The following is an 18,663-nucleotide window of genomic DNA, read 5'->3' as shown; positions in this document are numbered from 1 at the left end:
GCTCCTCAGCTTCGGCGCCGGCCGAGCACTTCATCGATGACCCGGGGCGCGTTCTCAGTGCCAACATAGGCGGCCAAGCGCACCACTAGCTCCTGTGACCTGGCAAGTTCGGCCTCGACCCTGGCCTTACCCGACTGCCCAGCCTGCACGCCGAAGTAGGCGCCGATGATCGTGCCCACCACCCCGGCCACGCCCGCGAACAACGCCGCGAACTCCTTCGTGGCGAACACGGCGGCCCCGAAGGCCACCAGCACCGCGACGATCCCCGCCACGACCACAAGGAAGCCGTACCGCCACCTCGTGGCGTCGGCCTGCGCCGCCGTGAGGTCGTCGGTCGTCATCATCGCGTCGAGCGAAGGGGGCTTCTCTGTGACCACGGTTCCTCCTGATAACTCCAGGGGAGAAATCTCCCACGAGGTCAGGTAACAAGCCAAGCCGCTAAGGTGGCCCCCTGTGACCGACACGTTTGCCCTGTCCGCCGTCCCGTCCGGCGCCCGTGATGCCGTACTGAAGTTCTACTTCGGTCCCATGGACTGCGGGAAGTCCACGCTCGCGCTGCAGATGAACTACAACCACGGCCGCCAGGGCCGGCGCGGGCTGGTCCTGACCAAGCACGACCGCTCGGGCGGACCCCAGGTCACCAGCAGGATAGGGCTCGGCCTGGACGCCATCGAGGTCGTGGACTCCCTCGACCTGGTGACGCTCGTGACCGGCCACGACAGGATCGACTACCTGATCTGCGACGAGGTCTGCTTCTACACCGTCGACCAGATCGAGCAGCTCGCCGACCTGGTGGACGACCACGGCATCGACGTCTACGCCTTCGGGCTGGCCTCGGACTTCAGATCCGTGATGTTCCCGGCGGCGCAGCGGCTGTTCGAGCTGGCGGACGAGGTGTGCCGGTTGCAGGTCGAGGTGCTGTGCTGGTGCGGGCGCCCCGGCCAGCTCAACGGGCGGATCGTGGGCGGGGAGCTGGTCCGTACGGGCGAGCAGGTCGTGATCGGCGACACGGACGCGTCCCCGGTCCGCTACCAGGTCCTCTGCCGCCGCCACCACCGCGCGGGCCTCCTGGGCGAGGGCACTGCCTGAGCCTGGCCACCTTCTTCCACGGCCCTTAAAGGGGCCCCAGCCACGACAGACCGTCTACCCTCGCTCCCCCGGAGGGGGTATCCCACCCTAAGGACCCCAGCCCGAGCCTAGATCAGCTTGTCGAGCAGCTCTCTGAGGCGGGCCGCGTCCTCAGGCGTCAGCTTCGCCAGGAACGCCCGCTCCGCCTCGTCCACGGCCTGACCCCCGTCGCGCAGCGTGTTGCGCCCACGCGGGGTCAGCTCGACCATGTTCTTGCGCCGGTCGGCCGGATGCGGCCGACGGCTGACCAGCTTCTTGCCCTCCAGCGTGTCGATCATCGCGACCATCGTCGTCCTGTCGATCCGCAGCCGCGTCGCGGCCTCCTGCTGGGACAGCGGGTCGGCCGAGTCGAGCACGTTGAGCACCGCGAGCTCGCGGCCGTCGACGCCGTACGGCTCCAGGGCCGGGCCGGTGTGCTGGGCCAGGCGCAGGTTGGCGTGCTTCAGCAGGTATCCAAGGCGGCGTCTCGACACCTCCCGATTCTCGCACTAGCCTAATCGTCAGTAGAGCTGACAATCAGTGGAGCTGTCATATGCTGAGCTTCGGAATGAAGACCGTCCCTGTCGGCGTCACGTACGACACGCTGCTGCGAACCTGGCAGCAGGCCGACGCGGTCCCCGCCATCGAGCACGCGTGGCTCTGGGACCACATGCTGCCGCTGTTCGGGCCGGTGGACGCGCCGATCCACGAGGGCTGGACGATGCTCGCCGCCCTGGCCGCGCGGACCTCCCGGCTCCGGCTGGGGCTCATGGTGACGAGCAACCTCACCCGGCCGCCGGCCGTACTCGCCAAGATCGCGGCGACCGTGGACGCCATCGCGCCCGGCCGGCTGGTCCTCGGCCTCGGCGTCGGCGGCACGCACCAGCCGGGCGACACGCTCGTACCCAGGGAGTACAACGCGTACGGCCTGCGCATCGCCTCACCCGGTGAGGGCGTGGCCCGGCTGGCCGAGTCGTGCGCGATCATCAAGCGGATGTGGACCGAGGACCGCTTCGACTTCGACGGCCGCTACTACCAGTTGCGCGAGGTGGTCTGCTCGCCGAAGCCGGCCGTCCCGCCGCCGCTGCTGATCGGCGGGTGGGGCGACAGGACGCTCGGGGTGGTGGCCGAGCACGCCGACATCTGGAACGTACCGGGGCCGCCGCACAACACGATCGAGTTCATCCGGGAACGGAACAAGGTGCTCGACGAGAAGTGCGCCGCCATCGGCCGCGATCCGGCGGAGATCACCCGCTCGACCCAACTCGTCGTCTCCACCGAAGACCCCGCCGCCGCCCGGTCAGCGATCCGCGAGCTCGCGGACGCCGGCCTGACCCACTTCGTCCTCGGCGTCCGCCTGCCCGGCCCGGCGAACGTGGCCGAATGGCTGGCCGAAGAGCTCATCGCCCACATGACGCGGTAGCCGTTAGGCGGCGCAGCAGCCGCCACCTTCCCTCAAACGGCGCAATAGCCGTCGTCGCAACCGTCGGCCGGGGGCGCGAGGATGGTCACCGGGGTCTGGCCGGTGCGGGCCGCCACCTCGTCGAGAGCGGCGTCGAACGTCTCCGCCGGCTGCGCTCCCGACACCGCGAACTGCCCCTCGAACAGGAACAGCGGCACACCCGTTATCCCCAGCGCCCGCGCCCGGCCGAGCTGCTCGCTTACCTCCTGCGCGCCCTCACCCGGCGGGTGATCCACACCCAGCTCGGCGGCCAGCTTCGTGAGCACGTCCTGGTCACCGACGTTGAGCCCGTCGGTGAAGTGCGCGTGGAACAGCCGATCGACCGCCTCCAGCCCGCGCCCCTGCCGGGTGGCGAGTTCGACCAGCCGGTGCGCCTCGAACGTGTTCGCGCTGATCGCCTGCGAGAAGCGCAGGTCCAGTCCCTCTTCCGCGGCGACGGTGGTGACATGGGAGGTCATCTGCGCGACGTTCCCGCCGAACTTCCGCTCCAGGGACGGAAGCAGCGGTTCGCCTTCGGCGGGGGCGTCCGGGTTCAGCTGGAACGGGCGCATGGTGATGTCCACGGTGCCGCCCTTGGCGCGGAAGCGGTCTGCCGCTCGGCCGAAGCGGGTGTGGCCGATGTAGCACCAGGGGCAGACGATGTCCGAAAATATCTCGACTTTCACGCTCGACCACAACCTCTACGACCCCGACCCCATTCCACCAGTATTGGCCGGGTGTGAGCGTGACCTTGGCCGTGCTCCCGCGCGACCTTGGCCGTATGTGCGCACGGCCTTGTCCGGGGCCCGCTCCCCCGCCAGGCCGGTGACCTGCCGGGCCAGCCGCCTGGCGGGCCGGTCACCCGGCCGCCAGTTCCTCCAGCCGGTACGGGAGGTACGCCGAGTCGTCCACCAGGGCGGAGGCGCCGCGCCACCAGCCGAACCACTCCCCGCTGCGCCACATCCAGTCGACCCGCTCGATGGCCGCCACCACGTCGCCGACCGTCTGCCACCGCTCGCCCAGTTGCTCGCGGGTGGCGCCGTGCCGTAGCGCCCAGGCGCGCAGGATGCCGACGGCGGTGCCGGGTACCTCACGGGCGTACGGGTCGGGATCCTCGTCCGGCAGCCGGTGCGGTCCGAGCCCGGCCGCCACTCCCCAGCTCCACTGGGCCTCGGCGGGACGCGAGTAGCGCAGCGAGTGGAAGTCGAGGTTCGACCCCAGGTCCTCGTCGGGCCGCCGGGTGACCACCGCGTCGAGCCGCCCTCCGGCGTCGAAGTGGACGACGAGCCGCTGCCCCGGCTTCGCCCCGTCCGGCAGGTCGAAGCGGTCCTCGGCCTGCCACGAGTTGAGGTCCACCTGGGCGACGGGCTGGCCCCACAGCTGGTCGGCCGCGTCGTCGGAGATCCAGGCGGCGAGCATCTCCAGGGCGGTCAGGTCGGTCCACGGCTCGATCGCGACGGCCGTACGCAGCACCTCGTCGGGCGCGGGCAACTTGCCGCCCCTGGGCCGCGTCCACCACTCCTCACCCAGCTCCCGCGCCCCGACCAGCAACGCGGCGATGGCGGCCAGCTCGGCGGACCGCCTGGTGAGAGACGCGCCGAGCGCCAGGCTCAGGCAGCGGCCGAGCCGCGCGTCGCCGAGCACGGAGCGCGCGTCGCCGATCAGCGCCTCGGCGGTCGGGCGCTCCTCTCCAAGTAGGTTGCGGATGATTCGCCGGGCCTCGGTTCGTGCGTCTTCAGCATGTGCCTGCCGCATATAGCCACGCTACGCCTGGAGATCCTTTTCCGCGAGAGGCCAGATCCGCGCTCATGAGCAGCCCGTTTGACGACATCGACCGCCCTCGGACAGCGGGCGGTCCGAGGGCACGACCGCCCTCGATCGCAGGCGACCGTCAGCGGCGTGGACGGCGGCCTGCCCGGCCGAACAGCCAGCCCACGGCGACGCCGGTCAGCGCGATGCCCGCTCCCATGCCGAACGACGCCAGCATCACCCAAGGCCTCGTCTCGGTGTGGCTCTTGGGCGGGCGCTCGTACACGCCGGACGGCCGTTCGTACACGGCGGGCGCCCGACGCCCCTCCGCGACCTCGTCGGCCGTACGCGCCATCGCGGCTCGCCGGGCGGCCAACTCGTCCACCCCCGTACCGTCCGGGGCGAGCAACGGACCCTCCGGGAGGCGCAAATGGTCCTCGACGGCCGCGAAGAACTCCCCCGCCGTCCTCTTGGCCACCGAGCCGAGCATGCGCTGCCCCACCCCGCCGATCATCCCGCCGACGACCGCGTCGGCGTCGTAGTCGACGCGGGTCCCCCCGTCGACCTCGCTGAGCCGTACGAGCACCGTGGCCTCCACCGTCCCCGGCGCGCCCTGGCCGCGCGCCCGCAGCACGAAGCTCTCCGGCGCCGACGGTTCGGACAGCGACACCTCGCCCTGGTAGACGCCCTTGATGGAGGCGACCCCCGCCGTCACCGTCATCCGGTACGTGTCCGGCCCCGTCTCCTCCAGGCGCTCACAGCCGGGGATGGTGCGTACCAGCACCGCCGGATCCTGAAGCGCGTCCCACACGCGATGCCTCTCAACGCCGATCATGGCGCTACCTGCCACCTTCACATCGCCACTCTAGGGATCCGTCTGGCGAGTGTTGCCCTTTTGAAGCGCTCCCCACGACTAAAGTCGGGGGATTCCAGCCAGCTCGGGCTCCGGCTGCGCGGTGGCCTGGGCTGCTGTTGCTTGGCGGTTCGCCTTCCGGCCCACGCGGTTGCGTGGTTTGCGCGCCCCAACCCGCACACCCGGTCTGGGTTGTGCGTGCTCCGCCCTCCCGGCGGTGAGGATGTTCTTGGCGGCGTTCACGTCGGCGTGCTCGGTGTGTCCGCACGAGGTGCACCGGAAGACCGCTTGACTCTCGCGGGACTTGCGATCCACCACCGTGCACACGTTGCACGTCTGACTCGTGTACGCCGGATTGACAGTGATCACGTTGGTGCCCGTGTACCGGGCCTTGCTCCGGGTGGCCAGTTCGATCCGATGCCAGCCCTTGTCCAGAATGCTGCGGTTCAAGCCGGACTTGCCCGCGGCCCCGTTAGGCAGGAAAACGCCCGGCCGTTCGGGATCCGGCCGGGGCGCGACACGGGCGGCCATGTTCCTGGTCGCCAGCGCCTCGAACACCACCAGTTCGAAGCTCGCGGCCAGGATGCAGGCGGTCTTGGCGGCGAAGTCCTCCCGGCGACGGCGGATCTTCCGCGCCAGCTCGGCGGCCCGCGCGGCGGCTCTCCTGCGCCGGGCCGATCCCTGGGTAGTCCGGGCGAAGTCCCGCTGGAGCTTCTTGGCGTGCCCGGCCTCCCGATCGCGGGCGAACACCTGATGGTGGAAACGCCCGTCCGAGCGGGTCACGACCTTGACCACACCCCGGTCGACACCGACCGCACTGCCGGGATGGGCATGCCGCCAGGGTGTGATCACACCGTCTTCGACGAGGAAACTGATGTGCCAGTGCTTGCCGTCCCGGCTGACGGTGGCGTTCTTGACCCTGCCGCCCAGCGGGCGGGTGATGCGGAAGCGGACCCAGCCGAGCTTGGGCAGTTTCGCCCGCGCCCAGCGCCGGTTCAACCGCTCGATGGCGATCTTGGCGCCCTCGGGAAACCGGAACGACGGCGGATTCTTGACCTTGGACTTCCAGCCGACCTTCCACGTGCCGTGCCGGGAACACGCCTGGTCCAGATCGATCAACGTCTGCTGAAGGCAATGGCCGGGCGCCTCGCCCAGCCACGCGAACTCCCGCTTGGCCTCGGCGAGCTGGCGGGCCTGGGCGTGGTAGCCGATCAACGCGCCGCGTCGCCGGTAGGTGCGGCGCTGCTCCAGCCCGGTGTTCCACACGCTGCGGCACGCCCCGCCGATCCGCTCGGCGAACTCCGCCTGGCCGGCAGTCAGATCCAGGCGGTACTTACGCCCGGTCAGCATCCGCGATCACCGGTTCTTCTGGTTCTCGACATACCGCTCGACGACCTCCGGGGGCGCCGCGCCGACGGTGGCCACGAAGTAGGAGTTGGTCCACAGCGTCGGCAGCTTCGACTTCAGGCTCGGGAACTCCTGACGCAGGACGCGAGAAGAGCGGCCCTTGATGGCCTTGACCAGCTTGTGGATCCCGAGCTGGGGATCCACCTCGACCAGCAGCCGCACGTGGTCAGGCACGACCTCCACGTCCACCAGCCACGCCCCCTTCTCCTCGACCACCTCGCCGATGAGCTGCTTGAGTCGTTCCTCGATCCCTCCGCCCAGCACCCGCCTGCGGTACTTGGGACACCACACCACGTGGAAGGCGCACTGGAAGGCGATATCGCTGTTCGCGCGCAAGGTCACGGCCACATGGATCAATATACAGCAGCGACCTATCTACCGCTCAAAGATTCGACAGAAGGGCTCACCGCCAAGGCTAAAGCCAGGGGTCCGCGCCCTAGATCACCGATCGGATGCGCCCGCCTGGCGATCAAGACTGGCAGGATGGGACCGGTGTGCGAGGGGCGAGCCGGGGGACAAAACATGACGATCGTTGCCGATATGGCACGAGCGGCCCGAGTGGGCGATATGACCCCTGTGGCGCGGCCCGTCCGCGTTGCCGCCGTGGCGGCGGTCGCGGTCCTGCTGGCCGGCTGCGCGGCCAACGGCGGGTCAAGCGGTACGGCGGACGGCCCAGGAGGCGACACCACCGGCGCCACCCCGGGCAGCACGGCCACCCCTGCCGCCCAAAGGTCCGACGCGACCACGCGGCCGCTCGACGGACCGCCCGGTGCGGTGCCCCGACGCGGCGAAGTAAGGGAGATCCAGGCCACGGGCTCCTTACCTCCGGTGATCAGCTCCATTCCCACCAAGCGCAAGGTCGTCTTCCTGACCATCGACGACGGGTGGGAGCAGGATCCCGGCTTCCTGGCGCAGGTACGTGACCAGCGCATCCCGATCACGGCGTTCGCCATGCGGGACGCGGTGGAGGCCAAGGGCACGCCCGACCCGGCCGGCGGGCCCGGCCGCTTCGTAGGAGCCGGGAAATGGGGATATTTCCGCTCGCTACGTGACGCCCACGTACCCGTCGAGAACCACACCCTCACCCACCCGAACCTCCGCCTCCTCGGCTACGACGCCCAGCGACGGGAGATCTGCGGCTCCTCCACCATCATCAGGAGGCAGCTGGGGACCAGGCCGACGCTGTTCAGGCCACCGTTCGGCAACTACAACACCGACACGCTCAGGGCCGCCAAGAACTGCGGCCTGAAGTCGGTACTGCTCTGGACGGCCACGGTGCAACCGGGCGGCAAGATCGCCTACCAGGTGCCCGACAAGCGCCTGCGCCCCGGCGACATCCTGCTGCTGCACTTCCGCCCGAACCTGGCCAGAGACTTCCGCATCCTGGTCGACAAGATCAAGCGCCGGGGCTTCGAGCTGGGCAACCTTCAGGCGTACCTGGACGCCGCCACCGCCCGCTGAGCCCCGCCGGCCCCCGTACGCCATCGTGGGACCACCGATCCGCAGGCTTGTGACAAAGATCGCATAGCCGTGCTCTACGAGCTGTAGTACTACTTTAAGTAGATGCACTACAGCTTGTAGAGCTAAGCACCCGGTGGGGGGAAGATGGACGCGCTCGATCTCGCGCGGTGGCAGTTCGGGGTGACCACCGTTTACCACTTTCTGTTCGTGCCGTTGACGATCGGCCTGGGCGTCTTCGTGGCCGGCCTCCAGACCGCCTGGCACCGGACGGGGAAGGAGCAGTATCTCCGGCTGACGAAGTTCTTCGGCAAGCTGTTCCTGATCAACTTCGCCATGGGCGTGGTCACCGGCATCGTGCAGGAGTTCCAGTTCGGCATGAACTGGAGCGAATACTCGACCTTCGTCGGCGACGTGTTCGGGGCGCCCCTGGCCATGGAGGCGTTGCTGGCGTTCTTCATGGAGTCCACGTTCCTGGGGCTGTGGATCTTCGGCTGGGAACGGCTGCCGAAGAAGGTCCACCTGGCGTGCATCTGGGCCGCCGCCATCGGCTCTAACTTGTCCGCGTATTTCATCCTCGCGGCCAACGCCTGGATGAAGCACCCGGTCGGCTACGAGGTGGTCGACGGCCGGGCCAGGATGACCGACCTGTGGGCGGTGCTCACCAACCCCACCGCGATCGCCCAGGTGCCGCACGTCGTCGGCGCCGCCTTCATCGTGGCGGGCGGGTTCGTACTGGCGGTCTGCGGCTACTGGCTGCTGAGGACGAAGGCCCCCATGTGGCGCAGCGCCGCCCGGGCCGCGCTGGTCATGACCGCACTGGCCGGCGCCGTCGTCGCGGGCACCGGCGACACCTCGGCCCGGCTACTGTACGAGCAGCAGCCGATGAAGCTCGCCGCCGCCGAGGGCCTCCAGCACGACACCGCCGGAGCCCCGTTCTCCATCGTCCCCGGCGTCGAGATCCCCAGCCTCCTCAGCCTCCTCGCCAGCCACGACCCCACCGCCACCGTCCAGGGCACCGAGGACCTGCAGGCCCGGCTCGAGCAGCAGTTCGGCCCCGGCGACTACCGGCCCGACCAGACCGTGGTGTTCTGGTCGTTCCGGGTGATGATCGTCTTCGGCCTGACCACGGTGACGCTGTCGGTGCTCGGCCTCTGGCTCACCCGCCGCAGGCGCGAGTTGCCCCCCTGGCTGGCCCGGATCATGGTGCTGGCCCTGCCGCTGCCGTTCCTCGCGATGATCTCCGGCTGGCTGCTGAGCGAGATAGGCCGCCAGCCGTGGACGGTGACGGGCGAACTGCTCACGGCCGCGAGCGTGTCCCCCGGCGTGAGCCTCGCCGAGGTGGCCACCTCACTCACGATCTTCACGCTTCTGTACGGCGGGCTCGCGGTGGCCGAGGCCGTACTCCTGACCAGGCACGTACGCAAGGGCCCCGAGCAGACGGAGCCCGTCCCCGCGACCGAGCGACTCCAGCCGTCGCTGATGTACTGAGGTGGAGACAGTGGTCAACCTGTGGTTCGTCATCATCGCCTTCCTCTGGACCGGCTACTTCGTGCTGGAGGGCTTCGACTTCGGTGTGGGCCTGCTGGCGCCGTTCGTGAGCAGGGGTCCGGAGCAGCACCGGCAGAGCCTGGAGACGATCGGCCCGGTCTGGGACGGCAACGAGGTGTGGCTGATCACCGCGGTCGGCGCCATGTTCGCCGCCTTCCCCGCCTGGTACGCCGGGATGTTCAGCGCCTTCTACCTCCCGGTCGTGCTCATCCTGGTGGGCCTGATCGTGCGCGGCGTCGGCCTTGAGTGGCGCGGCAAGGTGACCAATACGCTCTGGTGCGACCTGGGCATCGTGGCGGGCAGCGCCCTCCCGGCGTTCCTGTGGGGCGCGATCTTCGCCGACGTGCTCTTCGACAGCGCTCTCGCGGCGCTCGTGGGCGGCCTGTTCACCCTGGCGACCTGCGTACTCCATGGCGCCGTCTTCCTGTCCCTCAAGACCGAGGGCCCCGTACGACGTCGCGCCCGCGCGGTCGCCCTGGCCGCGAGCGCCGTGGTCCTGCCGCTGGCCGTGGCGGCCCTGTCCAGCCTGGGCTCGATCCCCGCCCTGATCTCCATGGCGGCGCTGGCCGCCGGGGCGGCGCTGACGTACCGCCGCAGGGAAGGCTGGGCCTTCACCGCCACCGCCGGCGCCATCGCCCTTGCCTCGGTGGCGGTCTTCGCCGAGCTCCGATGGGCCCCGCTACCGGGCATCACGCTGACGGACGCGGCCTCGGGGCCCTACACGCTGACGATGCTCAGCTGGATCGGGCTGATCACGCTGCCGTTCGTACTGGTGTACCAGGGCTGGACCTACTGGGTGTTCCGCAAGCGGGTGGCCCTGACGCACTGAAGGATCAGCGGTGAGTGCACAGCGCGGTGAGCAGCCATTGGAAGGCCGGGACCGCCGGCGGATCCGGCGGCAGGCCCTGGAGGAGCTGGAGAAGCTGCCAATACCGCTCCACCCTGGGCTCGGCGACCAGTCCCAGCCAGTCCGTCAGGGAGGCGGTTTCGTCGGCGGGGAGGTCCACGGGGATGATCCGGTCAAGCGTCGCCCTCGCGCCCGGCGACTCCGGCGGGATCCCCTTCTCCAGGGCGGCGGCCGCGTGCTCAAGGACCAGGGGCCGGAGGTTGAGGCCGAACTCGAGGCGATTGTCCTGCCGGCCGCTCAACACCAGCTGTCGTACCGTCCGCTGGAAGCTCTCGTCGGCGACCAGCTCGGCCAGCTCTATCCAGGCGTTCACCTGCTCGGCTGTCGGATCCTCGGGAAGGTCGGCGGGGATGTCACGCATCCAGTCCGCGACGAGAGCGGCGTCCTCGTCGAGGATGTCGGCGAATGCCCCGTCAACGAACTCGTCGATGATCTGCTGGCGTTCCCGCGCCGACAATCGGGCTAGCGCGTGCATCAAGGTGATCTCCTCTGTGGTGCTGTCACGTTGGGCGAGAACGTGCAGGACGGCGCGCCGTACCTTCAAGGTGCGGATCTCCGCGTCGAGGGCTTTGACGTGGGTCTGCGCAAGTTCCCGCAGTGCGACCCGCTTTTCCACGATCTGCTGGATGGCATCGAGACTGAGCCCGAGATCGCGAAGGGTCCGGACCAGGTCCAGCCGTGCGACCGCCTCCGCGTCATAAAGCCGGTATCCCCCACTCGACCTGTGGGCCGGTGGGACAACGCCACTGTCGGACCAGAAGCGGATCGTGCGCGCCTGCAGCCCGGTGCGCTGGGCCAGCTGCCCAATCGTGTACAGATCGGTCGCATCGCTCATGGCTCGACTCTGCACCTTCCACCCACTGGAACCTCAAGCGATACGGCACACGTTCTCGCCTCAGCCCGGCGGCGGCTTGATCCGACGGTAGGTAGCCGCACCGGAAGAGGGCGCCTTCCGGTGCGATCTCAGCCGGCCAGGACGAGCAGGTCGCAGTCTTCCTCGACGGGGCCGGCGTCGGGACGCGTGGCGAGGTCGGCGTCCAGCGCGGCGAAGCCCTCGGTGATTTCCCGCTCCGTCATGTGGTCGAAGATCGAGCTGGCGCGCAGCCGCAGTCGCGCGGCGTAGTCGGCACGGCCGGCCGCGAGACGGTGCCGAACCGAGGTGAGGGCGACCGGGCGCAGGTTGACCGTGGCGAAGGCCGCCGCCACTTCGGCGACGGTGGGAAAGACCTCTTCCTCGATGGTCCGGGCGCGTGGAAACCAGCGGTGCCACAGCGGGTTGGGCGACCGATCGGCGAAGGCGTTGCGGATGAGCACCCGGCCATCTGGGGCCAGCACGCGAGCGATCTCCGCGGCCGCCGCCGGTAGGTCCTGGATGTGGTGGATCACCAGGTAGAGCAGGGTCAGGTCACAGGCGTTGCCGGGCAGCGGGATCTCGTCGGCGGCGCCCTCGAGATAGCTGACCGACGGGTGGGCGGAGATGTTCGCCGCTACCTGACGCATCCGGACGGAGGGCTCAACGCCGTACACCGGGCCGCCGAAGGTGTCGGCGAGGGCCGGGGAGAACCGGCCGGTACCGCTGCCCAGGTCCAGGACCGTCAGTGGCCGCCGGGACGGCGCGTGCCGGGCGAATTCCGCCATCCAGGCGGCGACGACGTCGGGAGGCAGCGCTCGGCCACGGGCGTACACCAGGTGCTGGCGGTCGTCGTAGTTGATTCGTCTCAGCACGCTCCCGAACCTACCCCGGCATTTCTCCTCACACGGGATTTCTAGCCGGAAATTCAGCGGCTTTCCTTCTGATTTCGGGGAGGTTGGGCTCCATCCGGGACGAAGACAGGAGCTTCTCCGCAGGGTCCAACGCGACCGAATTCCCCGTTCAACAGGAACCGAAAGGAGAATCGCATGCCAAGAAACGTGCCACGCGCCATTCCGGCGCTCGTGGCAGCCGGATTGTGCCTGGCCAGTTCAGTCACTCCGGCCTCGGCGACGTCGAGAACCGCGTCGACCCAGCACGTGCTCTACATCACGACGCAGCACCGGGAGAAGACGAGCTGGTGCTGGGCCGCTGCGGGCGCGACCATCGCCGCCAACCACGGCGACTACGTGTCGCCTTACGCGTTCTGCAACCTGGCCAAGGACTATCCGGTTACCGGAGTCTGCCCAATGACGCCGGTAACCCGTATCGCGTACAGCACGCACTGGAAAGACGCGGCTTCTACTGGCCCGGCGAGGTCATCGAGACCTCGATCAGCTGGACCGCCCTCAAGGGCCAGATCGACGTCGAGCGTCCCTTCTACGCCGGGATCAGCTGGGCGGCAGGCGGGGGACACGCGCTGGTGGTCTACGGCTACGACACGGCCTCTTGGTGCCGAGCTCGGAGGCTTGCCGATGTCCAGCGCCGCGATCCGTTCGATGATCTCCTCGCGGTCTTTGATTTCCTCCAGCATGTCGTTTCTCCTGCCGTCATCACGCGCGAGGACCCTGCACAGGCTGCCCGCAAGAGCCGCCAGGACGGAGCGAATCTCATCCGCGTGCTCGAAGCACAGTGAAGGGCCCATGACGCGGCTCCGGCGTCCGACCAACAAACGACCTCAACGGGTCAAGCACCTACGACGTCGGCGGGCAACCACCCCGATTTTCAGTCCGGAATGGGCATCCCGCCAGGGATATCGAGGACTGACAACTGGATTCGGCGGAATCGCCTACCACTACATCTCCGACACCTACGTGGAGCTGTTCTCCCAGTTCATCCCGTGCGGGGCTGGGGTCACGGCCCGCGTGTCCGGGTGGAGGGCTCGGGCGCACAGCGTGAGCGTTTCCGCGAGTGTCGTGCGGTCCGGGTCGTCGATCTCGGCGAGCATGACGGCTTCGATGCTGTCGAGGGAGCGGTCACATCTCCGGAGGGTGCTCAGGCCCTTCGGGGTAAGGCGGGTGCGCAGAGCGCGGCCGCCACGGGGATGCGGGTCGCGGCGGATCAGGCCGCGTTGCTCGAGATCGCGGATGACCAGGTTCATCGCCTGCGGGGTGACGAAGGCGATGCGGGCCAGGTCGGCCGAGGATGGGGCGTCGCGCAGGCGCAGCTCGCTGAGCGCCATGTATCCGGTGGTCGTCATGCCGTGCCGGGCGAGCGCTTCATCCAGGCAGGCGCGGATGCGGCGTTCCAGCCGGAACACCAGGTAGCTCACACGGGGCGGCGGTGCGTCGGGCGCAGCGGCCGCGGGGACACCCGGATCGGTCACCAGGAGACGATATCGCGCCCCGTCAGAACGGGCCCCATGTAAGTTTCCCACACCGCTATCAAGAACCTTGATAACAAGTTACTTGATAACCAGGGGAAACAGCTCTCTGCCCGGTGAACCGGCGGACATGCACACCAAGCGTGCATTGACGGTGGATTGTGGCTCTTCTATTTTCCAGCGACCGATGTCAATACGCGGCGGACCGGTCCGCGGCGCGCCGCGGCTGTGGAGAGGAGGAGCGCGAATGACACGATTGACCACGGTGCTGGCTCGTGCCTGCACCGCGGCGCTCTTTGCCGTCATGACCGTGGTACTCGGATCGCCGGCCGTCGCCGCCGCCCTGGTGGAGGTGACCAGCTTCGGCAACAACCCGGGCAACATGCGGATGCACGTCTATGTGCCGGGCTCGCACCCGGCCTCGCCGGCGATCGTGGTGGCGATGCATGGCTGCGGCGGCTCCGGTCCCGGCTTCTACCAGGGCAGTGAGTTCGCCTCGCTGGCGGATCGATATGGCTTCATCGTCATCTACCCGACCGCCACCCAGTCGGCAGGGTTCGGCAACTGCTTCGACACCTGGTCGGACGCGGCCAAGCGGCGCGGCGGCGGCAGCGATCCGGTCTCGATCGTCTCAATGATCGACTATGTCGAGCGGACCTATCAGGGAGACCCGAACCGTGTCTACGCCACTGGAAGCTCGTCCGGCGGCATGATGACCCAGCACATGCTCGCCGTCTACCCGGACCTGTTCAAGGCAGGGGCCTCCTTCATGGGCGTGCCGTTCAACTGCTTCGCCGGCGCCTCCGACTACCCGCCCGGAAGCAGCAGGTGCACCGGCGGGAGCATGGACCGAACACCCCAGCAGTGGGGCGATGCGGTCCGCCAGACGTACCCGGGATATTCCGGCCCCCGCCCGCGCATGCAGCTGTGGCACGGCACCAGCGACACCCTCGTGCCCTACTCGCTGCTGCGAGAGTCGATCGAGCAGTGGACCAATGTGTTTGGGCTGAGCCAGACCCCGACCGGCACCGACACCCCGCAGGCAAACTGGAACCGCAGCCGATACGCCAATCTGTCCGGCACCGTGCAGGTGGAGGCGTACAGCATCCAGGGCGCCGGGCACACTCTTCCGCAGAGCGGTATGGCCCTCTACGCCATCGAGTTCTTCGGCTTGACTACCAGTCCGACCGACACCACGCCGCCGACCGCCCCGGCCGGGCTCACCGCCTCGGGCACCAGCACAACCGGCACCAGCCTGACCTGGACGGCCTCCACTGACGACACCGGTGTGACCGGCTATGACATCCTGCGCGCTACCGGCGCGATGGGCGGCACATTCCCCCAGGTCGGCACCTCGGCCACGACCTCGTTCACCGACACAGGCCTGACTGCGAACACCACCTACCGCTACCAGGTCCGAGCGCGCGATGCCGCTGGTAACGTCTCACCGGTCTCCAACACTGTGCAGATCACCACTCAGGGAGGCACGACCGGTGCCTGCTCGGCCACCCCGACCGTGCAGTCCCAGTGGGGGACCGGGTATGTGATCCAGCCGCTGACCATCACCAACACCAGCACCTCGACGATCACCAGCTGGACCGTCACCTTCACCCTGCCGGCCGGGCACACCCTGACCGGCTCGTGGAACGCCACCATCACCACCAGCGGCCAGACCGTCACGGCCAGAAGTGTCAGCCACAACGGCACGCTCGCGCCGGGAGCCAGCACCACCGGCTTCGGCTTCCAAGCGAGCAGGCCCGACGGCAACACCGCCCTGCCGTCCGGCTACACCTGCGCCTGACCGTCAGCGCGCTTCCCTGATCACGGCCCCGTCATTGACAGGTGGGACCGGCGAGGTAGCGCTCGATCCACCCCGCCATACCGAGCTCGTCGACGAGCTTCACCTCGGCATGTCCCGCAAGCTGCTCGCGTCTGCGAGCGCCTCCGCGAGGAAGACCTCGCCATCGCCCAACACACCCCGGGGCTGCGCGCCGAGGACCAGCCGCCTATGACCAGGAACTCAGCGATGAGGCTCAGGAAGAACACCGGCTCACCCAGCGGCGGATCTCCCGCGAGCAGCAGGAGGAAGCCCGGCCCCGGCTGACCGTCAGGCGCTACGGCCTCTCCCAGCACGCGCCTGGCTATTGGGGCTCGCATTCGATCAGGGGTGACCTCAGGTCAAGTGTCCGGAGTACGGGGAAGCTCCGGGGTGAGGCCGGTCGGCGGCGCGATGAGTGTTCTTCGTCGATGCCGCTCGCAACCTGTATCTCGCAACCTGTATGAGGTGATGTCCCCGGTCCGAACGTCACCAAGTCCCGGCGGCGGGGCGCCTGGTGCGCGCGGAGCCGCAACTCGCCGTGGGCGCCGGCGCGGGCCTTGCCCGCGCGCCGCGTCCGGCGTCCCCCTCCTGAGCTGGGAGATCACCGGGCGCGCGCGACCGGGCGAGCGAGCAGCGTCATGGCGGTGGCACGTCCCTCCGCCACCGCGTGCGACATCCGGCGGGGCACCACGCAGTCGCCGATCGCCACCACGGTCCGCCCGGTCCGTCCGTCCGCCGGGAGGGGCCACGGCGCGCGCGGGATCCGTTGGCCGACGACGACCAGCAGGTCGGCCTCGATCCGGCGCGCCCTGCCGCTGAGCACGTCGCGTACCTCGATGGCGGCGGTCAGGGTGGCCGTCACCGTCGTGAACGGCATGACCCGCAGCGGCGCGCCCTTCAGCCTGTGCAGCAGTTGCACCCTGTTCTCCACCGACACACCCGTGGCGAAGCCCGCTGCGGGAGTGAGCAGGACGACCTCGGCCGCCTCCCGCTCGATCGCGGCCTGCACCGCGCCGATCCCGGGCCACCATCCGAAGCCGTCGTCGAGCACGGCGATGCGGCCGCCCGGCGCTGCGAGCCCGGGGTCGCCGAGGAACTCCGTGCTGGACGTGACCGGCAGGTCGCCGGGCAGCTCCGGGGCCTCCTCGACGGCCCCCGTGGCCACCACCACGGCGTCGAACTCACGCAGATCGGCGGCCGACGGCGCCGCGCCCGGGCGTACGCACACGCCAAGGTCGGTGAGCTGTGCGTACTGGTAGTCGACGAACCGCTGCCAGCCGCCGCGCTGCGGCGCGAGGCTCGCCAGCGCCGCCTGCCCGCCGACTGACGGCTCCGCCTCGAACACCGTTACGGCCACGTCGTGCCGGGCCAGCGTCAGCGCGCACTCCATGCCCGCGGGCCCCGCCCCGACCACCGCCACCGGCCCCGACCCGCCGGCCCGTGCTCCTTGACGGCCGTCACCGTGGAGAAGGATGAGCGGCGCCGCGGGCCGGCTGGTCTCGCCGGGGGGCGCGAGCTCCGGATTGACCGCGCACAGGCCCGTCGGCTCGAACGTGCGGCAGTCCTCGTTGCAGGAGGTGCACGGCCGGATGCCACGCTCGTCGCCGGACAGCAACTTGTTCGCCACGTCGGGGTCGGCTATGAACGGCCGCGCCATGCCGACCAGGTCCGCGCCCAGCCGCAGCGCCCGCCCGATGTCGGCGGCTGTCCGGAACGACTGGCTCACCAGCAGCGGGACGGAGGCCGCCCGGCGCAGCGCGGCGACCGATTCCAGCAGGGGCGGCCCGGTGGTGGCCATACCGGGCACGTAGGTGTTGCGCACGCCCGTGGTGACGTTGAGGTAGTCGAACGGGGACGCGGCGGACACACGCCGGGCGATGTCGAGCAGGTCGTCGAGCTCCAGCTCGGGCTCGGCACCGTTCGCGATCGACAGGCGCACCCCGATCGGCCGCCCGCCGATCTCGGCGCGGACCGCGTCGATGACCTCGCACAGCAGCGCCGCCCGCCGGTCGGCGTCCCCTCCGTAGGCGTCGTCGCGGTCGTTGGTGACCGGCGACAGGAACTGGGCGAGCAGGTACCCGTGCGCCGCGTGCAGCTCGACGCCGTGGTAACCGGCCTCCACGCAGTTGCCCGCCGAGACGCGGAACCCCTTCACCACGCCCCGCACCTCGGCCGCGGTCAGCGGGCGCGGGGCGGTCGGCTCCCGCGGGGAGCGTACGCCGCTCGCGGACACGGGGTGGAAGTGGTTGCCGGCGCCGAGGGTCTCCCGGCCCAGGTGGAGGAGTTGGGAGATCGCCACTGCGCCCTCGCCCGTGATGGCCTGGGCGCGGCGCCGCAGCGCCTCGCGGATCGGCGGCCGGTACGCCTCGGTGAGGTAGCGTTGCCGCAGCGTCGACTCCCTGGCCACGACCGTGCCGCCGGTGATGACCATGGCCGCGCCTCCCGAGGCGAGCCGCCGCCAGTAGGCCGCGTCGGTCTCGGTCGGCGCGCCGTCGCGCACGTCCGCCAGACCGTGCGCGACCGCCACCAGCCGGTTGCGCAACCGTAGCCCGGCGAGATCGAGCGGGTCCCTCATGCCGCCGGCCATGTCAGAGCCGCCCATCCCCGTGGCCGGCTCCCGCCGCCGCGGGAGCGTCCGCCTGGGCCCGGTGTCCCAGCTCGGGCCCCCGGCCGCCGACCGCGGCCAGGTAGCCGGTCGTGTCCGTGCGCCGCTCGCCCCACAGGATCTCCAGTACCAGACTGCTGATCCGCCAGCCGTCCGGCTCCCGGCGCAGCCGATTGTGGTACCGGCCGACCAGGACGTGAGCCGTGTCCGGGGCGGCGGCGAAGCACTGGTGTGAGGTGTGGTAGACGAGCGCGCTCGCCTCGTCCCCGGTGACGTCCACGTGGTAGACGCTGAGCAGGTGGTGCTGCCACAGGCAGTCTCGGGTGGCCTCGTCGATCCACCGCGCGACGGCGTCGCCGCCGGTGATGGGTTCCGCGTTGCCGTACTGCGCCCGCAGGTCGTCGGCGAGCGTGGTACGCAGCCCGCCGAGGTCCCTTCTGTCGATGCACGAGGCGTACCGGTACAGCACGTCGGTCACCTTGGCCCGGTCCAGCATCGCCGCCACCTCTGACTGGGTCCTCATGGTCGCTCCC

The 18,663-nt window shown here is 69.7% G+C and carries 18 protein-coding genes and 1 pseudogene; 7 read left to right on the top strand and 12 right to left on the bottom strand.

What is annotated here, in order from left to right:
• Window positions 1-5: 5 nt before the first annotated feature.
• A complete protein-coding gene (locus tag ACGFJ2_RS01525; protein WP_357642639.1) occupies window positions 6-377 on the bottom strand; it encodes a hypothetical protein in 372 nt (123 codons plus the stop codon).
• A 76-nt stretch (window positions 378-453) separates the two neighbouring features.
• Between ACGFJ2_RS01525 and ACGFJ2_RS01520 the strand changes: the two genes are divergently transcribed.
• Window positions 454-1,089 (top strand): thymidine kinase, encoded by a 636-nt coding sequence (locus ACGFJ2_RS01520; RefSeq protein WP_357941209.1) that lies wholly within the window; start codon window positions 454-456, stop codon window positions 1,087-1,089.
• 107 nt (window positions 1,090-1,196) lie between these two features.
• Here the strand turns inward: ACGFJ2_RS01520 and ACGFJ2_RS01515 are convergent, their stop codons facing one another.
• Window positions 1,197-1,601, bottom strand: a complete 405-nt coding sequence (locus tag ACGFJ2_RS01515) for a MarR family winged helix-turn-helix transcriptional regulator (RefSeq protein WP_393463541.1) — start codon at window positions 1,599-1,601, stop codon at window positions 1,197-1,199.
• Between the two features lie 59 nt (window positions 1,602-1,660).
• Here ACGFJ2_RS01515 and ACGFJ2_RS01510 point away from each other — a divergent pair, with 59 nt between their 5' ends.
• Complete coding sequence (locus ACGFJ2_RS01510) at window positions 1,661-2,530, top strand: LLM class flavin-dependent oxidoreductase (RefSeq protein ID WP_393463539.1); 870 nt, start codon at window positions 1,661-1,663, stop codon at window positions 2,528-2,530.
• Between the two features lie 32 nt (window positions 2,531-2,562).
• Here the strand turns inward: ACGFJ2_RS01510 and ACGFJ2_RS01505 are convergent, their stop codons facing one another.
• The 5 genes from ACGFJ2_RS01505 to tnpA form a co-directional block, all read right to left on the bottom strand.
• A complete protein-coding gene (locus ACGFJ2_RS01505) occupies window positions 2,563-3,234 on the bottom strand; it encodes a DsbA family oxidoreductase (RefSeq protein ID WP_357941203.1) in 672 nt (223 codons plus the stop codon).
• A gap of 172 nt (window positions 3,235-3,406) precedes the next feature.
• Window positions 3,407-4,303 (bottom strand): hypothetical protein, encoded by an 897-nt coding sequence (locus ACGFJ2_RS01500; protein ID WP_357941201.1) that lies wholly within the window; start codon window positions 4,301-4,303, stop codon window positions 3,407-3,409.
• Window positions 4,304-4,439: 136 nt separating this feature from the next.
• Window positions 4,440-5,132: a carbon monoxide dehydrogenase subunit G gene (locus ACGFJ2_RS01495; protein WP_357941199.1), complete on the bottom strand. Its 693-nt coding sequence runs from the start codon at window positions 5,130-5,132 to the stop codon at window positions 4,440-4,442.
• A gap of 78 nt (window positions 5,133-5,210) precedes the next feature.
• Entirely contained in the window at window positions 5,211-6,500 is a 1,290-nt protein-coding gene (locus tag ACGFJ2_RS01490; protein ID WP_393463536.1) for an RNA-guided endonuclease InsQ/TnpB family protein, read from the bottom strand.
• A 6-nt stretch (window positions 6,501-6,506) separates the two neighbouring features.
• Window positions 6,507-6,905 carry an IS200/IS605 family transposase gene (gene tnpA, locus ACGFJ2_RS01485; protein ID WP_357941194.1) on the bottom strand — a complete coding sequence of 133 codons (399 nt, stop codon included), beginning with the start codon at window positions 6,903-6,905 and terminating at the stop codon, window positions 6,507-6,509.
• A 174-nt stretch (window positions 6,906-7,079) separates the two neighbouring features.
• Between tnpA and ACGFJ2_RS01480 the strand changes: the two genes are divergently transcribed.
• From ACGFJ2_RS01480 to cydB, 3 genes are all read left to right on the top strand, one after another.
• Window positions 7,080-8,018, top strand: a complete 939-nt coding sequence (locus ACGFJ2_RS01480) for a polysaccharide deacetylase family protein (RefSeq protein ID WP_393463534.1) — start codon at window positions 7,080-7,082, stop codon at window positions 8,016-8,018.
• Between the two features lie 144 nt (window positions 8,019-8,162).
• Window positions 8,163-9,506, top strand: coding sequence for a cytochrome ubiquinol oxidase subunit I (locus ACGFJ2_RS01475; protein WP_393463532.1), 1,344 nt, complete (start codon window positions 8,163-8,165; stop codon window positions 9,504-9,506).
• 1 nt (window position 9,507) lies between these two features.
• Window positions 9,508-10,395 (top strand): cytochrome d ubiquinol oxidase subunit II, encoded by an 888-nt coding sequence (gene cydB, locus ACGFJ2_RS01470; RefSeq protein ID WP_393463530.1) that lies wholly within the window; start codon window positions 9,508-9,510, stop codon window positions 10,393-10,395.
• A gap of 4 nt (window positions 10,396-10,399) precedes the next feature.
• Here the strand turns inward: cydB and ACGFJ2_RS01465 are convergent, their stop codons facing one another.
• Window positions 10,400-11,308, bottom strand: a complete 909-nt coding sequence (locus tag ACGFJ2_RS01465; RefSeq protein ID WP_357941186.1) for a MerR family transcriptional regulator — start codon at window positions 11,306-11,308, stop codon at window positions 10,400-10,402.
• A gap of 128 nt (window positions 11,309-11,436) precedes the next feature.
• A complete protein-coding gene (locus tag ACGFJ2_RS01460; protein ID WP_393463528.1) occupies window positions 11,437-12,198 on the bottom strand; it encodes a class I SAM-dependent methyltransferase in 762 nt (253 codons plus the stop codon).
• Window positions 12,199-12,281: 83 nt separating this feature from the next.
• Between ACGFJ2_RS01460 and ACGFJ2_RS01455 the strand changes: the two genes are divergently transcribed.
• Window positions 12,282-13,019 carry a hypothetical protein gene (locus ACGFJ2_RS01455; RefSeq protein ID WP_393463526.1) on the top strand — a complete coding sequence of 246 codons (738 nt, stop codon included), beginning with the start codon at window positions 12,282-12,284 and terminating at the stop codon, window positions 13,017-13,019.
• Window positions 13,020-13,421: 402 nt separating this feature from the next.
• On the opposite strand, the pseudogene ACGFJ2_RS01450 reads toward ACGFJ2_RS01455, so the two are convergent.
• Window positions 13,422-13,583, bottom strand: a pseudogene (locus tag ACGFJ2_RS01450) (MarR family transcriptional regulator); the annotation flags it as partial.
• Window positions 13,584-13,953: 370 nt separating this feature from the next.
• On the opposite strand from ACGFJ2_RS01450, the gene ACGFJ2_RS01445 reads away from it, so the two are divergent.
• Window positions 13,954-15,507, top strand: a complete 1,554-nt coding sequence (locus tag ACGFJ2_RS01445) for a PHB depolymerase family esterase (RefSeq protein WP_393463524.1) — start codon at window positions 13,954-13,956, stop codon at window positions 15,505-15,507.
• A 619-nt stretch (window positions 15,508-16,126) separates the two neighbouring features.
• Here ACGFJ2_RS01445 and ACGFJ2_RS01440 read toward each other — a convergent pair.
• A complete protein-coding gene (locus tag ACGFJ2_RS01440) occupies window positions 16,127-18,100 on the bottom strand; it encodes an FAD-dependent oxidoreductase (protein ID WP_393463522.1) in 1,974 nt (657 codons plus the stop codon).
• Window positions 18,101-18,113: 13 nt separating this feature from the next.
• Complete coding sequence (locus ACGFJ2_RS01435) at window positions 18,114-18,653, bottom strand: nuclear transport factor 2 family protein (RefSeq protein ID WP_357941174.1); 540 nt, start codon at window positions 18,651-18,653, stop codon at window positions 18,114-18,116.
• Window positions 18,654-18,663: the final 10 nt, after the last annotated feature.

The organism is Nonomuraea sp. NPDC049028 (assembly GCF_043197735.1).
Lineage (GTDB): Bacteria > Actinomycetota > Actinomycetes > Streptosporangiales > Streptosporangiaceae > Nonomuraea.
This window is presented reverse-complemented; position numbering and strand designations above follow the sequence as displayed.

Coding starts and splice junctions, on each gene's coding strand:
- ACGFJ2_RS01510 (WP_393463539.1), top strand. CDS start 1,661: ATGCTGAGCTTCGGAATGAAGACCGTCCCTGTCGGCGTCACGTACGAC.
- ACGFJ2_RS01500 (WP_357941201.1), bottom strand. CDS start 4,303: ATGCGGCAGGCACATGCTGAAGACGCACGAACCGAGGCCCGGCGAATC.
- ACGFJ2_RS01495 (WP_357941199.1), bottom strand. CDS start 5,132: ATGATCGGCGTTGAGAGGCATCGCGTGTGGGACGCGCTTCAGGATCCG.
- ACGFJ2_RS01490 (WP_393463536.1), bottom strand. CDS start 6,500: ATGCTGACCGGGCGTAAGTACCGCCTGGATCTGACTGCCGGCCAGGCG.
- ACGFJ2_RS01480 (WP_393463534.1), top strand. CDS start 7,080: ATGACGATCGTTGCCGATATGGCACGAGCGGCCCGAGTGGGCGATATG.
- ACGFJ2_RS01475 (WP_393463532.1), top strand. CDS start 8,163: ATGGACGCGCTCGATCTCGCGCGGTGGCAGTTCGGGGTGACCACCGTT.
- ACGFJ2_RS01465 (WP_357941186.1), bottom strand. CDS start 11,308: ATGAGCGATGCGACCGATCTGTACACGATTGGGCAGCTGGCCCAGCGC.
- ACGFJ2_RS01445 (WP_393463524.1), top strand. CDS start 13,954: ATGACACGATTGACCACGGTGCTGGCTCGTGCCTGCACCGCGGCGCTC.
- ACGFJ2_RS01440 (WP_393463522.1), bottom strand. CDS start 18,100: ATGAGGGACCCGCTCGATCTCGCCGGGCTACGGTTGCGCAACCGGCTG.
- ACGFJ2_RS01435 (WP_357941174.1), bottom strand. CDS start 18,653: ATGAGGACCCAGTCAGAGGTGGCGGCGATGCTGGACCGGGCCAAGGTG.